Origin of the sequence: Methylobacterium marchantiae, assembly GCF_042679825.1 — a bacterium.
In the GTDB taxonomy this organism is placed as follows: Bacteria; Pseudomonadota; Alphaproteobacteria; order Rhizobiales; family Beijerinckiaceae; genus Methylobacterium; species Methylobacterium marchantiae.
This window is the reverse complement of sequence record NZ_JBHTND010000025.1, coordinates 13929-29377: the sequence shown is the minus strand read 5'-3', so window position 1 is coordinate 29377 and position 15449 is coordinate 13929. Positions and strand designations below refer to the sequence as shown.

The following is a 15449-nucleotide window of genomic DNA, read 5'->3' as shown; positions in this document are numbered from 1 at the left end:
CCGTTTTCTTCACAGCTTCAAGCGCGACGGTAACCGGATCTTCGACACGGCACGACGCCTTGCAAAGCAGGCGACATCGTTGCTTCTACCGTGGGAACTATCAATCCTGACAGTCGTCCGCTCACGCTTCGGCCGTTCGTGAAAGGCGGGCCATCCAGCAGACGACCCCCTCGATGGAAGCAGAGTCTACTTCCGTGCCGCCGCAAGGGCAGCGATCAGCGTGCGCTTCAGGTCGGCTTGGCTGAACGGCTTCTGGACTACGGGGCGGTCGCGAAACGGCTCACGGATTCCGGCGCCGCCATAGCCCGTCGAGAAGACGATGGGCAGGTCGCGCTCGGTAATCGCTTCGGCCACCGGATAGATCGGTTCGCCGGCGACATTGACGTCGAGGATCGCGACCTCGAAGGTCTCGGTCCGGGCCATCTCCAGAGCCGTCGCCAAACGCGCTGCCGGCCCGACGACGGTGCACCCGAAATCGAGCAGCATGTCCTCGAGCAGCATCGAAATGGCCGCTTCGTCCTCGACCACCAGAACCCTGGCGCCGTCGAGGAGAGTGTCGTTCTGTTCAGCACTCACGCTGGGGATTCTTCCCTTCGATTCATTTTTGCTCGGAACGATGCCGTTATCTGAACCCTTTCGGGCTTGCCGTCCGAGGGATAGGCAAAAACGACGTACAGCGCTCGCAACAGCGATCGAGCCGTCGCCCGTTCCGATGGGCGTGTCAAGGCGCAGAAACATGTAGCGGGGGTTCAGGATCGGGTTAATGTTATTGCACGATACATTTTCGCGTGTCAGGCCTTTGCCTGCGACATTGGGTGCTGGCGACCGGCACAAACCTGCGCGCGTCAGCCGGCGCAGGGCCATGGCGATGTCGGGCGTCGCGACCCTTACGCGGATCCTTCCCGCATGGGCCGATCGACCTCTCGTGGTCGCCTCCAAGAGCGATACCGAGGGGGCGCTGACGGGAGCGATGATCGCTCTGGTCCTGCAGCATCTCGGCGTGCCCGTGACGCGCAAGCTCGGGCTCGGACCGACCCTGATCGTCCGCAACGCGCTGCTGTCCGGGGAGGTCGACATCTACCCGGAATATACCGGCAATGGCGCCTTCTTCACAGGAACCGAGACTGATCCTGCCTGGAAGCTGGCCCTGAACGCTTACGACACCATTCGGCGCAAGGACGCCGAGCGCGGGATCGTCTGGCTCGAAAAGGCGCCGGCCAACAACACTTGGCTCATCGCCCTCAACGGTGCCTTCGCACGGACGCGTCGCCTGGCGACGATGGTGGATTTTGCCAGGGTCGCGAATGAGGGCTTCATCCTCCTCGCGGCCTCCACCGAGTTCGTGGAGAGCCCGGCGGCACTTCCGTCCTTCGAGGCGGCCTATCGTTTCAGCCTCCCCCTCGATCGGATCATCAGCCTGCCCGGAGGGGATACGGCAGTGACGGCCCGGGCTGCAGCGCAAGGGATCAGCGGAGTGAACGCGGGCATGGTCTATGGCACCGATGGGGCGCTCTCCGCTCTCGACCTGATCGTCATGAGCGACCCGCTCGGGGCTCAGATCGTCTACGAGGTCGCGCCCGTCATCCGCGCGTCGGCCCTGCAGCGATTTCCGTCGATCCGACCGGCTCTGGGCCGCGTCTTCGCCAGCCTCGACGCTCCGACCCTGCGCAGACTCAACGCCCGGATCACCGTGGACGGAGAGGTCGCAGACGTCGTCGCGCGGCGATACCTCATCGAGCGTGGACTGATCGAGTGAGGACGAAACCGACCCTCGCCATCCCGCTTCGGACCTTCTCTTTCCGCCATGCCATGGCGGGGCTGCCGGTCGCCGGCCTGCTCCTCGCCGCACTCCATGGCCTGCCTCTGCTCAACCTCGCAGCCAACCGGCTGCTTCCCGGCGATCCCGTCTACGCATCTGCCTTCGTGAATCCGTCGATCGGAATCGTCTCGATCCTGTCCATTGCAGCATCGGGCTTTCTCGTGAGGACGCAACGCGGCATCGGCGGCCTTCTCACATCGATCCTCTTCCTGGCAGCCTGGTCGGTGCTCCTGCTCGGCCTGGGTGCGCAGGCGGCTCACCTCGTCACGTCCCAGCCACCGGCGGCGAGTGCCAGCCTCGGTTCAGGCTTCTGGATTGCTTCGGTTTCGCTCTTGGTGCTGACGGGCATCAGCATCGGACATACGCATCGCCGTTGCCTCGGCGCGATCGCTGCGATGTGCGGATTGGGCCTCCCGATGGCGGCTTGGCACAGCGGTGGCCTCAACCACCTTTCGCTGGCCGTGGAATATGCAGGACGACAAGCGGCATTGCATGATGCCGTCGTCGAACACCTGCTCCTGTCGGGCGGGGCGGTGTGCCTCGCTCTCTTCGCAGCGATCCTTCTCTCCCTCTGGCGCTCCGGCCAGAGTATCGTCGGTCTCCTCGTCAGCGGCGTGCAGGTGATCCCCGCCGTCGCTCTGCTCGGAGGCCTCGTCGCTCTCGTTTCCGGGCTCGTTCGCGCCGTGCCCGCTTTGCGCGATCACGGTATCTCGGCCCTCGGACCGTGCCCTGCCGTCATTGGCATCGCCGCCTACCTGCTTCTCCCTCTCTGGCGAGGCATCGGCGCGGCCCTTCGTTCGGCCGACCCCGCGTCCATTGACGTTGCGGAAGCCCTCGGTCTGACGAAATTTCAGATTCTCAGAGATGTCCGGCTTCCGCTCGGCGCATCCGTGCTGGTCGGGTCTCTGAGGGTGGCTGTGGTCCAGAGCCTCGGCCTCGCGACGCTCGGCGCCATCATCGGCGCAGGCGGTCTCGGGCGGCTCGTCTTCGATGGCATGGCGCAGTTCGCTTCCGATCTGATCCTCATCGGTGCCATCCCCATCATCGTCATGTCGCTGGCTGCGGAATGGGTCCTGAGCGCAATCGAGGCCCGTTGCCGGCTCAGGTGGCGTGCATGAGAGTTCGCCAGCATCCTGCCCTGGCTGTCGGTCTCGTCGGCGTTGCGCTCGCCGCGATGAGCCACCCGACCGCCGCCGCCTGGATCGTCGGCGGGTTTGGCGAAGAGCCGCGACGCGGTCTGAACCCGGACCGTCTCCTGACACTCGGAATCCACCATCTCTCTCTCTCGGCGGTCGGTCTCGCCCTGGTGGCGTTACTCGGTCTCGGTCTCGGGATTCTGGTTACGCGCGCATTTGCCGAGTCCGTACGGGGAGGCGTCGATGGCCTCGCAGCCGCCGCACAGGCGGTGCCGCCGGTGGTGATGGTCGCTCTCGCCCTCCCTATCCTCGGTTTCGGTGGACCACCGACCCTACTGGCGCTGGTCGCCTACGGCGTCATGCCGGTCCTGCGCGGGACGGTCAGCGCCCTGGAATCCGTCTCGGTCGAGGCGCGCGAGGCTGCCGAAGCCCTCGGCTTCACGAAGCTTCAGATATTGTTGCGGGTGGAACTACCGTTGGCGATGCCGGGCCTCGTCGATGCCCTGCGCACGGCCGTTGTTCTCGCAATCGCCACCACGGCGGTCGGTGCGCTTGCCGGAGCTTCGACCCTCGGCACGCCCATCGTCGCCGGGCTTCAGAACCAGAACGTCCTGCCGATGTTGCAGGGAGTTCTCGCGACCGCCGCACTGGCCTTCCTCTGCGACGCGGCGATGCTCGCCCTCGCAGATCTGGCGCCAGGAGGAACGGCGAGGTGATAACGCCCTCACTCGTCCTTGAACATCACCGTGGAGCCGCGCTCGATGCGGCTGGCGAGGTCGCGGGCGTCCCAGTTGGTCAAGCGGATGCAGCCATGAGATTCGGTCTTGCCGACCTTCTCCGGCTCGGGCGTGCCGTGGATGCCATAGGAAGGAATCGACAGGTCGATCCAGACGATGCCGACCGGATTGTTCGGACCGGGACGGATCGAAAACTTCTTCTTCGCGCTCACGCCCTTGAAGCGATATTTCGGGTTGTAGGTGTACCAGGGTTCGAAGGCGATGCCCTTCACCTTGGCTTCGCCGGAAGGAGCCGGCTTCTCCTCGCTACCGATCGAAGCGGGATAATAGGCGAGCAGAGTGCCGTCCTCGCCAAAGCCTCGAACGTGGCGTGTCGCCTTGTCGACCTCGATCCGCACGATGTCCTTTTTCGGAGTGTCTTCCGCCTTGTCGAAGCCGGACTTTCGTTCCGCCTTGATATCGGTCTTCGTCTGAGGCGCTGGTTTTCCGGTCTCCAAGGGCGGGACCGCCGCCACGACGATGACGGTGCCAGCTTTGTCGAGGGCGGCATCGGGATTCAGCGCGGTGACGAGATCGCGCGACATGTGGAACCGCTCGGCCAGCATCTCGCGCAGATTGGTGTAGCTCATGGCTCCGAGATCGGCCTGCTCTTCCATCTTGGGAGGAATCCGATCGACGAAGGGACCCGCGACGTCGGCGTCGGTGATCGTGTAGGACATCACGACCGGATCGCTACTGGACGCGACCAGCCTGTCAAAGAGATCTTGGTTCAACGACTTCGCCGGCGGCAATCCTCGCGCCACGGCGAAGGCCGAAAGAGCGCCGCGCATGTTCTCACCGTCGCGGCCATCAATGGCGCCGGGAGAGAAGCGAGCACGGTCCAGCAACACCTGCACCTTCACCAAGAGCGGCTGCGGAGGCTTTTCGGCCTTGCCCTCGGTCTTCCGCACGTCCTTTGCCCGCTTGTCCTCCTTCGTCTTCTCGGCGGCGGGTTTCCCCTTACTTTCCGGGGCGTCGGTGGATGTGAAGATGGCTGCATTGATGACGTCCGGCGTCAGCCTATCGATGGGAGCATCCCGGCTCGCTGTCTTCGCCTCTGCGCTCACGGCCGGCGATACCTCCGCCGATGATGGACCCGCGAGCCAGAACAGAGCCGTGAGCGCGATGGCGCTCGGCACGGGTAGATGGGCCATTTTCGGTTCAACTCTCGCCGGGGGATCGACATGTCCGCTCCTTCAAGCGTGACCGAGCCATCGGCGTTCCACCGCTCTTACTGACAGAGGCGATGCCCGGCATTTCGGTCGCGCTCGTCGAGGTGGAGGTGGTTGCCATGGGAGGCATCCGACCCGGGCCCGAGCACGGTGCGGAAGAAGCCGCAGGCCTTCGCGCGCACGGCGGTCTGGAACGTCGCCTCCGGCGTGCCGTCGAGACCCGCGCCGACCTGGATCGGCGCACGACCGTCGAAACCGAAGCCCATCACATCGACACCGTTGGCGAAGCTGTGTTCGCTGAGCTTGGCATCGGGATCATGATTCTGGCCGCGACATTCGTAGGATGTGCCGATCGACAGGCTCCTGAGCGGGGCTTTGAGGATCTGACCGGCGGCTTCCTGAGCCTCGGTCGCCCAGCGCGCGAGGGCTTCGGCGGAATTGCAGACGAGGGTCGCCGGTGGGCTGAGCGCCAGGTCGCCGTGAAGCCGTGAGAGCTTCAGCGGCCTTTCGGCACCGCATTGGCCGTTCGCGATCGGCGGCAAAGGCTCGAACGTCGCGCCGAGGCGTTCGAGACGCTTGCGGCAGGCGGTGTCGTCGATCGGGGTCACCGTCAGGACGAGCGGGGGCGATACGACAGCCGGTGTCGTAAGATCGGTGGGGCGTGGAGGTGGCGTCGGCATCTCGGAGGCCACACCCGGTTCAGGCGAGACCGGCGAGGAGGGCGACAGTTCCGCGGGCCTCTCGGGCGGCGCGGGAGCGTCCGGCAATGCCGGAGCGGTCGCAGGCGTCGGTGCCGGTTCGGGCTTCAGTTCGGCGGGACGTGCCGGCGGCTCGGGCATCGCCGGCGAAGCGGAAACCGAACGATCCTCGGCGGACAGCGCCGGGTGATTCAGCCGGACAGTCCCGAGGAAGAGCGCCGCGAGACCTGCACCGACGATGAGTCTGGTCCAGTGCCGGCCAGGCATGAAGACGTTGGCGAGGGCGGCCTTCATGTCGTCCTCGATCCACCAACCACTCTGTCATCGCCGAAAGGCCGAGCCCGCGACGGACTCGGCCCCTTGGATGGACGCTCAGCCTTCCGAGCGAGCCGCAAGGCGGCTTGCGCCGAACGACAGGATTCCGGCGACGACGAACAGCGCGACGAATGTCTTCACCGTAGCGGTGAAGAGCGTCGGTTCGATACCTGTATCCGTGTAGAGCAAGATGCCGATGGCTGCGATCGGGATGAGCAGGACGATCAGGACGGGGCCCAGCGGGTTCATGGCGTACTCGCGTTTGTCGGGGCCGAGGTTCGGCCCTTCTCTCTAAAAGCGGCACCGGTCATAGCATCACTGCGCACAGGTGGGACACCTTAGGACGCAACAAATTTCATCGAACTTCGCTGGTCAGGCCGGAATGCGCACGGTTGCCCGCAAACCACCAAGCGGGCTGTCGTGAAGGCTGACATCGCCGCCATGGGCGCGGGCGATGTCACGGGCGATGGAGAGGCCGAGGCCCGATCCGCCCGCATCCTGGCGCGCATCGTCGAGGCGGACGAAGGGTTTGAACACCTCTTCGCGATTCTCGTTGGCGATACCTGGCCCGTCGTCGTCGATGGAGACGAGAAACGAGCGTGCCTCGGTCCGGCCGTGGATCGCGACCGTATCACCATAGCGAGCAGCGTTCGCGGCGAGGTTGAACAGACAGCGCCGGAACGCGTCCGGCCGTAAGGTGACTGTCGTGCGGCCGTCGAGCCCGACTTCCGCCACATGGGCGCCGAGCCGCTCGACGTCGGTCCGCAGATCTTCCAGCATCGCTCGCATGTCGGTCGGCACGGCGGCTTCGCCGGAATCGCCGCGGGCGAAGGCCAGGTAGGCCTCCAGCATTCGGCTCATCTCGTCGACGTCGCGCTGCAGGTCTTCTACCTCCGCGGTCTGTTCTACGAGGGCGAGGGAGAGCTTGAACCGGGTGATGATGGTGCGCAGATCGTGGCTGACTCCGTTGAGCATGGTCGTGCGCTGTTCCATGGCGCGTTCGATGCGCCGCTTCATCTCGATGAAGGCGTGACCGGCCTGGCGCACTTCGCGGGCGCCACGTGGCCGGAACTCGATCTCACGACCTTTGCCGAAACTCTCGGCCACGGCAGCGAGACGTAGGATCGGCTTGATCTGATTGCGCAGGAAGAGGATCGCGACGCCGAGCAGAACGAGGGACGAGCCGCTCATCCAGAGAAGGAAGATGTGCGAATTCGAGGCATAGGCCATGCTCCGCCGGGCGGTCACCCGCAGCACCCCGTCGGGGATCTCGACACGGATTTCGATCAGGCTGGAGCGACCCACCGTATCGATCCAGAACGGCCGGCCGATCTGCTTGGCGAGTTCTTCGGAAAGAGCTTCGTCGAGGATCGAGAAGAATGGGCGCGGACCCGGGAGCGGAAGCTTGGCCCCCTTCAGGATGTCGAGGTCGAGGTTCAGCCGCGTCCCGGCAATGCGTGTGAGCGTGTCGGCGTCCTTGTCCTGCGGATAGCTCTCGTAGATGTCGATGAGGGCTGCCACGTCGGCCGTCACGGCGGCCGACAAGCGTCGGGTCACCAGTTGCCAGTGCCGCTCCATGAAGGTGTAGGCGATCACCGATTGCAGCAGCACGACCGGAGCGATGATGATGATCAACGAACGGGCATAGAGGCCCTTCGGCAGGGCATTGCCGATGGCGCGTGCAACCGTCTTCCACATTCGGCGCGGATTTGGCCGGGCGCGGCTTAGGGCCGTGATTTTCTTGACGATCTGCCACAGCGTCAGGTCAGCTAGCGCCATCGCGCGATCCGTAGGAAACACCCAATCCGTCCGGTGCTCCAGGCTCGCGCGATCGCATGGCGTCGCGCGGAAAACCCAAAACCACTCTTCGGCTTCATGCTCAATCTATCGCGAGGCGGTAGCCGACACCGCGGACCGTCTGGAGGAAGAGGGGATTGCCGGGATCGACTTCGGTCTTGCGCCGCAGACGATTGATCTGCACGTCTATGGTGCGCTCGGCGGCGAGACCACCGTTCCCCGCTAGCACTTCCCGCTCGACATTGCCGCCTTTGGCCTCTGCCAAGATCGTGAGGATTTCGCGCTCGCGCTCCGTGATTCGGATGGCTTCATCGTCGCGGCGCAACTCGCCCCTGTCGATGCGGTAAGAGAACGGCCCGAACGTCACCGTGGCGATGGTGCGGTCCGAGGGAGGGGTGCCTTCGGGCCGGCGCTTGATGATGTTGTTGAGACGGAGGATGAGCTCACGCGGCTCGAACGGTTTTGGCAGGTAATCGTCCGCCCCGATCTCGAGCCCCATCACCCGGTCGTTCGGGTTCGAGCGTGCGGTGAGCATGAGAATTGGCACGCGCGAGGTTTCGCGGACCTGCCGGGCATAGTCGAAACCATTCTCGCCCGGCATCATCACATCGAGAACGAGGGCATCGAAAACGAAGCTCTGCGCCCTCTGTCGCGCCTCATTGACATTGCCGGCGGCGGTGACGCGAAACCCCTGCTCGAAGAGGTAGCGCGACAAGAGTTCGCGGACGCGCCGGTCATCGTCGACCACGAGGACGTGGGGAGCGTGATCGGGAAGTTCCGTCCGAACCTTCAGGTCGGAAGAGGCCATCTCAGCTACGGTCCCGGATACGGCGGGCCATCAGGCTGCGAACGGCGGCGCGCTCTTCGGGTTCGATCATCGCCATGAGAAACCCTTGTGCTGCGGCATGGGCGCCCTTCGGTTCGTCCGCGACGGGGTCGGCTATGGCACGGGCGACCCGTCGTACCTGGACCCGTGTCAATTCGGCCGTGAGCGTCGCTCCGGTCTTCGAGCAAAAGAGCAATCGCTGCCGGCGATCGCTCTTGCCGGTTTTCTGCACGATGTAGCCCTGCTCGATCAAATCCTTGAGCACCCGGTTCAGACTCTGCTTCGTGATCTGGAGAATGTCGAGGAGTTCGGCGATCGTCAGACCCGGATAGTGATAGACGAAATGCAGGACTCGGTGATGCGCTCGGCCGAAGCCGTAATCCGCCAGCATCCGGTCCGGATCGCCGACGAAGTCGCGGTATGCGAAAAAGAGCAGTTCGACCAGATCGTTGGTCACGCTCTCCTCGACCACGGGAGCGTTCTGCGGGGACGCAAGGGCGTCCATCGGCTCGCGCTCCCCGTCGGATAGGGGAATGGCGGACGCGTCCGTTTCCGCGGTCGGTTGTCGAGTCACGTCCGGCAAGACCCTCGATATACGTCAGTGATGTTGACATATCTCAGGGGCATTGATAGTCGTCAAGCCTCGTTGGTGCTGCGACCGCGACAGGTCAATGGTCTCGCAGACCTCAAGCCTTGCAGCCTCCATTCCTCGCGGATATTGCGCGAGGAATGGCCGGCTATCGAGCCAATCCGATCGATCGACCCCGCAGACTCGATTGCGCGAGCCCGCGGATTCAAGGAATTCGTCATGTCCGTGATCCCGTTCGACGAGCGCGAGGGCACCATCTGGTTCGATGGTGTGCTGGTTCCGTGGCGCGAGGCCAAGATCCACGTACTCAGCCATGGCCTGCATTACGGCTCGGCGGTGTTCGAAGGCGAACGGGCCTATGGCGGACAGATCTTCAAGAGCCGCGAGCATGCCGAGCGCCTGCTCCGCTCGGCCCAGTACCTCGACTTCACGATTCCTTACGGCGTTGCCGAGATCGAGGCAGCCAAGGAACTCGTGCTCAAGACCAGCGGCTTGAGCGACGCCTACCTCCGACCCGTCGCCTGGCGCGGTTCGGAGATGATGGGCGTCTCGGCGCAGAACAACACCATCCACCTCGCCATCGCCGCCTGGGAATGGCCGAGCTACTTCGATCCTGAAACCAAGATGAAAGGCATCCGCCTGGACATGGCCGATTATCGTCGGCCCGATCCGCGGACCATTCCTTCCGCGTCGAAGGCGGCCGGCCTCTATATGATCTGCACGATCTCGAAACACCGGGCCGAGAACAAGGGATATGCAGACGCCCTGATGCTCGACTGGGAGGACAACGTCGCCGAATGCACCGGCGCGAACATTTTCTTCATCAAAGACGGCGTGGTCCACACACCGCTCGCCGACCGGTTCCTCAATGGTATCACGCGTCAGACCGTCGTCGATCTCGCCCACCGACGCGGTTTCGACGTGATCGAGCGCCGGATCAGACCCGAAGAGATGGAGGGCTTCTCGGAATGTTTCATCACCGGCTCTGCCGCCGAAGTGACGCCCGTATCCGAGATCGGCCCCTACCGATTTACCCCCGCCGACATGACGAAGACACTCATGGACGACTATAGCGCCGAGGTTCAGCCGAAAGCGATCGCCGCCTGAGCCGAACTCCGTCGCCCCGAACACAGGGGCGACGGAGTTCGGAACCTGCCGCGCCACTTCCCGTTATGAATAGAACAATTCATGAACGAGGTTGCCGGCGATGACGAAGAATCAGTCTGCGAGCGAGAATGCGAACCCCAAGACGGCGGGCGGCGACGCTTCGAACCGCATCAAGGATCCGAGTGAGTGGACCACCGGCGACGAGCCGATGACAGGCGCGCAGGCTTCGTATCTCAAGACGCTGTCCGAGGAAGCCAAGTCGCCCGACTCGTTCGAACCCGATCTCGACAAGGCCGAGGCATCTAAGCGAATCGATGCTCTGCGCAAGGAAGCGGGACGGGATTGATCGTTGGGGAGAAGGCCCGTAGCGGCCCGGCCCCCAGGAGGGCCGATCACCGCCAACGGGCTTTCACTCGCTTGATCCTAGATCGTCCTTGCGTTTGGCGAGTTGCATTAAGCCATCCGCAACGATCGAGGTTCTAATTTGGGCTCAGACGACTTCGTCGAGGATCGAGATACCCATGACGAGGCGGGCGCCTACCGACCAGACAGAGACCGGTTTTGGAGCGGATGGATGGCGCCTATCAAGCGCCGTTGGTCGCTTCGGCCGCGATACGAGCGGCGCGACGATGATCGAATATGGTCTGATCGCCGGCCTGACCTTCCTCGCCATCGTCGGAGCGCTTCGGTACTACGCCGAGCGCCTGGAGGTGATGTATCAGATCATCGGTGCCGCGGTCATGAAGTCGACCTGAACTGACCCGGTACCATTCGACGTATCAAGCACTTCCACCATATGACGATGGCGAAGCCGTCGATCCGGTGCTCGATGGGTCGAACGAATACGATCTGACGTAACCACGCGTAGCGGATCAGCGCTTCTGCGGCCCAGCCGTACGCGAACGTGAGGTCGGCGCCTTCGATGCATCCGACTCCGTGGTTCCACCGCGCCAGAGGCTGTCGAACAGACTCTGCATCGTTTTTGCATTCTCCTGCTGAGCGTCCAGCCCGGACTGGAACATCTGCTGCAGGAGATCGAATGGGTTTAGTACGGACGCTTGAGACGCGGCAGTCGCGGCTGCCTTCGTCTCCACGGCATGACGCGCCGACGGAAGGCTTCTCTGGGGCGTTGTCGTCGCGGATGAAGGTGTCAGCACGGAACTGCCAGGCCCCATGAACGCATTCATCATGTCGGTCCAATAAGGCGGGGTCGGGATGCCGATTGGTGAAGGTGGAGGGGCTGCCGGGGCCGGAGCCGGCGATGCCGGGTTCATCATGACATGAACGATGCCAGCCACGACCATGCCGGCCATGACGGGAAGCATCTGCCTCAATGCCGGTGTCGCCACGCCACTCACCGCCGCTGCCTGCTGCAGAACGGCCTGGCTGAGATGCTGTGAACCGAACAGTTGGCGGATCATCGCATCCATTTGCGGCTTTCCCGCCGCGGAGCCGACCGTTGTCGGATCCATCAAGCTGAACATCTGTGTGAAATCGCTCGGATCGGCGCCGGCGTTACGCTGGAGGCCGAGGGTCAGGGCCGGCATCAAGGCTTCCATCGCCCGACGTGTCTGGTCCGGCGACAAGCCGAATTGCTGACCGAAACCGTTGGCACCCATGCCGCCCTGCGCTTGCAGGAGATCGAACAGGTTGAACATGGCGGCGGCCTCATGATCCCATCACGGGCAGATCGAGATACTCCGGCCTGCCATCGAGATGTGAACTCTGTCGCATCGCCGCGCGACTTACCAGCCCGCCATTTTCCTCATCCCAGCCCTATACCAACGCGTTGGGCCTCTCCGACGCCGGAACATCGCCTCCGCAGGCATCCGCATCGGTGATAGCGGCTGGCGTCGAGGGGGCAACGAGCGTCCGGTTCTCGAGCGTCGTGACGGTCCGGAACGCCAGAACGATGCCTATGACGCCGAAAGCGACCGAGCCCAAGCCGACACCGGCGATGACGCCCTTCGGGCCGTAGAAATGCGCTCCGACGAGGGCCGGGAGCACCGTCCCGATCGTGGCGCGGCCCCAGTTGAGGAGCGTGGATAGGAATGGAAAGCCAAGATTGTTGAACGATGCGTTCGACAGGAACAGGAGCCCGGTGAAGAACCATACCCCGCCGCTCACGAGGCAGAAAAAGACGAAGAGATCGGCAGCCGTGCCGCTCAGCTCGAACAGGTCCGTCAGCGGCCCGCGAAGGGCGACGAGCGCCGCCCAGACCACGACGACGTAGAGGCCCGTCACCAGAGCGCCGTCCCGCAGCACGCCGCGCATGCGGTCGAAGCGCCCCGCCCCCCAATTCTGGCCGAGGATGGGGCCAATCGAGCCGGACATGGCGAAGAGGCCGCCGAAGGCGACCGGCGTCAGCCTATCGATCACCACGTTACCGGCGACTGCCACGGCACCGAACTTGGCGAGGGCATGAGCAATGAAAGCACTCGCGACCGACGGTGCCAAATTCGTGAGTACCGCGGGCAACGCGATCCTGAGGACGATCGGGGCGTCCGAAACCACATCCGCGACGCTCGGCACGGTGAGCATCCGATGCTGTCGGATCCCCCACAGCCCAATGAGGGCGAACGTCGCACGGGCGACGCAGGTGGTGATGGCGGCTCCGTCGATCCCGAGCCCCGCCGTGAAGATGAGCAAAGGGTCGAGCCCCGCCGTGACGATGGCTCCGCCCAACGTCACGTACATAGCCTGTCGGGCCGCACCGATCGCGCGCAGCAGGCCCGAGAACATCATGCCCGGCCCCATGAGCAAGTTCGAGGGCAGGGCGATCCATAGAAAGCGCTCGGCGACGGGCAGCGTCTCGGCGTCGGCGCCGATCCAGGACAGGATTGCGGGGAGGAAAGGCAGCATCGCCAGGACGAGGATACCCGACACGATGATTCCGTGAATCGAAGCCGAGGTCGCCAGACGTCTCGCGCCCGCATCGTCGCCCGCTCCGATAGACCGCGAGACCAGGGCGCCCGCAGCGATCATCAGGCCGATATTGATGGCGATGGCGAAGAATTGGACGATGGTGGCGAAACCGACCGCTGCGGTGAGCTTTGGGTCGCCGAGCTTCGAGACGTAGATCAGCGACAGCAGATCGACGACGAAGATGGCCATCAGGCCGATCGAGCCCGTTCCGCTCATCACCACTACGTGCCGGAGGATCGAGCCCGTGACGAACTGCCCGCCCTCTCGTCGCACGGCAGGGTTTTTCGACGTCGCGCTCAATTCAGGCATCCGATGGAGTGTCCTGAAGTTGGAGCGTGCGGGTCGCGGCCTCACGCCTCTCGAGGCCGATGATGTCGCGGGTCTCGGGACTGAGCGCTCGCGACGGTCGCTGAGGAAGGGTCAGTGGCTCGGGCTTGATCTCGGGACTGCCGCCGATGTAGCGCGATTCCTCGGGCATGGCGCCGGCCTGCTGCAGGACGAGCCGTGCGACGTCGCGCTTTCTCACGTCCTGGGCCGTGGCCGCGGCGGCCTCGGTCGAGATGCCGAGACCTTCGAGCGTGGCGCGCCCGAAGGCGATCGCGGATTCCACTGTCTCACGGAGCTGGTAATCCACGTCCCGGTTCATCAGCTCCACGGAATGCATGCGGTCGTAGGCACGAACGTAGGTGCGCACCCCGGTGAACTCCTCGTGGACGATATCGACGATCTTGAGCGCGGCCTGTGGATCGTCGACGCAGATGCATAGCAGTTCGACCCGGCCTATACCGGCCGCACGCAGCACGTCGAGGCGCGTGCCGTCGCCATAATAGATGCGAAAGCCGAAGCGCGAAGCGCTGCGGATCTGCTCGACGTCCTTGTCGATGACCGTGACACTGATGCCCTCGGCGAGGAGCACCTGGGTCAGGATCTGGCCGAACCGACCGAAGCCGACGACGAGAACGCGGGCTTCGGTACTCTCGATCTGGTCGGGCACCTGTTCGGCGACCTCCGCCCGCCGGCGGGATAGAAAGCCCTCGAGGGCTTTGGCCGCGACCGGGCCCACGAGCATCGTCAGAGCAGCGAGTGCCACGGCGAAGCGGGTCGCTGATTGATCGATCAAGCCGAGTTCGGCACCCGCCGGAAGGAGCACGAAAGCGAACTCGCCGGCCGGCGCCAGGATCGCCGCGCCGCGGACTGCATCGAGCCAGGGTGAGCCGAACAGGCGGAACAGACCGGCGACGATGGCGACCTTGATGAGGATCGCCGCCACCGTCGCCCCCAGGAGAGCCGGCCAGGCACTCTTCAGGAGGCCGCCGTCGATGGACATCCCCACGCTCATGAAGAAGAGGCCGAGGAGCATGCCGCGGAAGGGCTCGATATCCGCCTCGAGCTGGTGCCGGAAATTTGACTCGGCGAGCAGCACGCCGGCGAGGAAGGCGCCCATCGCCATCGACAAGCCGACATGCTCCATCAGCATCGCGGTGCCGAGGACGACAAGGAGGGCCGCAGCCGTCATCACCTCTCGCGCGCCGCTGGCCGCGAGCAGGCCGAAGAACGGGTTGAGGCCGTAGCGACCCACCAGCACGACGGCGAGGATGGCCGCACCGACCATTCCCGTCGATTGCAACGCGTGTCCAAGCCAAGCACCGTCGCCGGTGCGGCCGGTGGAAGCGAGCAGAGGCATCAGGGCGAGGATCGCCACCACGGAGATGTCCTGGAACAGGAGCACCGCGAAGGCGCGTCCGCCGTAAGGCGTGCCGAGGTCGCCGCGCTCCTCGAGCAGTTGCAGGGCTACAGCGGTGGCGGAAAGAGCGAGGGCGACGCCGATGACGAGGCTCGCAGCCGGGCTCAACCCGAACAGGGTGCCGGCTCCGGCCAGCACCATCGTGCACAGGATAAGCTGCGCCGTGCCGAGCCCGAAGATGTCGCGCCGCATCGAGATCAGCCGAGAGATCTCGAGTTCCAGGCCTACGATGAAGAGAAGCAGGACGACGCCGAGCTCGGCGACACTCACCGCCGTCTCGGGCTCGGCAATGAGCGAAAAGCCGAAGGGACCGATCACCACACCGGCGACGAGGTAACCGAGCACCGCGCTCTGCCCGATGAGGCGGAAAATCGGAACGCCGATCACCGCCGCCGACAGGAAGGTCAGCACCGGCGGCAGGAAGCTCACATGGGTGGAGGCGCTCGCCATGTCGATCCAGGCTTTGAGGAGTGGGACCGCCTACGGACGAGACCGCAGCGCGTCGCCGCGCTCTCCTCTTAGCCCAGGGGCACTGCCCCCGCCAC

At 64.5% G+C, this 15449-nt stretch carries 16 protein-coding genes; 6 read left to right on the top strand and 10 right to left on the bottom strand.

Annotated elements, in window-relative coordinates; translation table 11 throughout:
• Nucleotides 1–186: 186 nt before the first annotated feature.
• On the bottom strand, nucleotides 187–576 hold the full coding sequence (locus ACFQ4G_RS16730; RefSeq protein WP_027172092.1) for a response regulator: 390 nt from the start codon (nucleotides 574–576) through the stop codon (nucleotides 187–189).
• Nucleotides 577–862: 286 nt separating this feature from the next.
• On the opposite strand from ACFQ4G_RS16730, the gene ACFQ4G_RS16725 reads away from it, so the two are divergent.
• Genes ACFQ4G_RS16725 through ACFQ4G_RS16715 form a run of 3 tightly spaced genes read left to right on the top strand, consistent with a single transcriptional unit; the run spans nucleotide 863 to nucleotide 3671 of the window.
• A complete protein-coding gene (locus ACFQ4G_RS16725; protein ID WP_379040647.1) occupies nucleotides 863–1756 on the top strand; it encodes a glycine betaine ABC transporter substrate-binding protein in 894 nt (297 codons plus the stop codon).
• Nucleotides 1753–2937 (top strand): ABC transporter permease, encoded by a 1185-nt coding sequence (locus ACFQ4G_RS16720; protein WP_238209008.1) that lies wholly within the window; start codon nucleotides 1753–1755, stop codon nucleotides 2935–2937. The genes ACFQ4G_RS16725 and ACFQ4G_RS16720 overlap by 4 nt, the downstream gene beginning before the upstream one ends.
• A complete protein-coding gene (locus ACFQ4G_RS16715; protein WP_238209009.1) occupies nucleotides 2934–3671 on the top strand; it encodes an ABC transporter permease in 738 nt (245 codons plus the stop codon). Before ACFQ4G_RS16720 ends, ACFQ4G_RS16715 begins: the two co-directional genes overlap by 4 nt.
• Nucleotides 3672–3679: 8 nt before the next feature.
• On the opposite strand, the gene ACFQ4G_RS16710 is transcribed toward ACFQ4G_RS16715, so the two are convergent.
• From ACFQ4G_RS16710 to ACFQ4G_RS16685, 6 genes are all read right to left on the bottom strand, one after another.
• The gene (locus ACFQ4G_RS16710; RefSeq protein ID WP_238209010.1) at nucleotides 3680–4885 is read right to left on the bottom strand and encodes a L,D-transpeptidase family protein; all 1206 of its coding nucleotides are present in this window, start codon (nucleotides 4883–4885) and stop codon (nucleotides 3680–3682) included.
• 77 nt (nucleotides 4886–4962) lie between these two features.
• A complete protein-coding gene (locus tag ACFQ4G_RS16705) occupies nucleotides 4963–5895 on the bottom strand; it encodes an extensin-like domain-containing protein (protein ID WP_238209011.1) in 933 nt (310 codons plus the stop codon).
• A gap of 78 nt (nucleotides 5896–5973) precedes the next feature.
• Entirely contained in the window at nucleotides 5974–6165 is a 192-nt protein-coding gene (locus tag ACFQ4G_RS16700) for a hypothetical protein (RefSeq protein WP_238209012.1), read from the bottom strand.
• Between the two features lie 123 nt (nucleotides 6166–6288).
• Nucleotides 6289–7614, bottom strand: coding sequence for an ATP-binding protein (locus tag ACFQ4G_RS16695; RefSeq protein ID WP_238209037.1), 1326 nt, complete (start codon nucleotides 7612–7614; stop codon nucleotides 6289–6291).
• Nucleotides 7615–7795: 181 nt separating this feature from the next.
• Complete coding sequence (locus tag ACFQ4G_RS16690; RefSeq protein WP_238209013.1) at nucleotides 7796–8521, bottom strand: response regulator; 726 nt, start codon at nucleotides 8519–8521, stop codon at nucleotides 7796–7798.
• 1 nt (nucleotide 8522) lies between these two features.
• Entirely contained in the window at nucleotides 8523–9044 is a 522-nt protein-coding gene (locus tag ACFQ4G_RS16685) for a MarR family winged helix-turn-helix transcriptional regulator (protein ID WP_238209014.1), read from the bottom strand.
• Between the two features lie 303 nt (nucleotides 9045–9347).
• Here ACFQ4G_RS16685 and ACFQ4G_RS16680 point away from each other — a divergent pair, with 303 nt between their 5' ends.
• The 3 genes from ACFQ4G_RS16680 (at nucleotide 9348) to ACFQ4G_RS16670 (ending at nucleotide 10990) form a co-directional block, all read left to right on the top strand.
• On the top strand, nucleotides 9348–10235 hold the full coding sequence (locus tag ACFQ4G_RS16680; protein WP_238209038.1) for a branched-chain amino acid aminotransferase: 888 nt from the start codon (nucleotides 9348–9350) through the stop codon (nucleotides 10233–10235).
• Nucleotides 10236–10335: 100 nt separating this feature from the next.
• Entirely contained in the window at nucleotides 10336–10581 is a 246-nt protein-coding gene (locus ACFQ4G_RS16675) for a DUF3072 domain-containing protein (RefSeq protein WP_238209015.1), read from the top strand.
• 283 nt (nucleotides 10582–10864) lie between these two features.
• Entirely contained in the window at nucleotides 10865–10990 is a 126-nt protein-coding gene (locus tag ACFQ4G_RS16670) for a hypothetical protein (RefSeq protein ID WP_379040642.1), read from the top strand.
• Nucleotides 10991–11107: 117 nt separating this feature from the next.
• Here the strand turns inward: ACFQ4G_RS16670 and ACFQ4G_RS16665 are convergent, their stop codons facing one another.
• The 3 genes from ACFQ4G_RS16665 to ACFQ4G_RS16655 all read right to left on the bottom strand — a co-directional run bounded on the left by ACFQ4G_RS16665 (nucleotide 11108) and on the right by ACFQ4G_RS16655 (nucleotide 15354).
• Entirely contained in the window at nucleotides 11108–11893 is a 786-nt protein-coding gene (locus ACFQ4G_RS16665; protein WP_238209017.1) for a DUF937 domain-containing protein, read from the bottom strand.
• A 118-nt stretch (nucleotides 11894–12011) separates the two neighbouring features.
• The gene (locus ACFQ4G_RS16660; RefSeq protein ID WP_238209018.1) at nucleotides 12012–13469 is read right to left on the bottom strand and encodes an MATE family efflux transporter; all 1458 of its coding nucleotides are present in this window, start codon (nucleotides 13467–13469) and stop codon (nucleotides 12012–12014) included.
• Nucleotides 13462–15354 (bottom strand): monovalent cation:proton antiporter-2 (CPA2) family protein, encoded by a 1893-nt coding sequence (locus tag ACFQ4G_RS16655; RefSeq protein WP_238209019.1) that lies wholly within the window; start codon nucleotides 15352–15354, stop codon nucleotides 13462–13464. The genes ACFQ4G_RS16660 and ACFQ4G_RS16655 overlap by 8 nt, the downstream gene beginning before the upstream one ends.
• Nucleotides 15355–15449 lie beyond the last annotated feature (95 nt).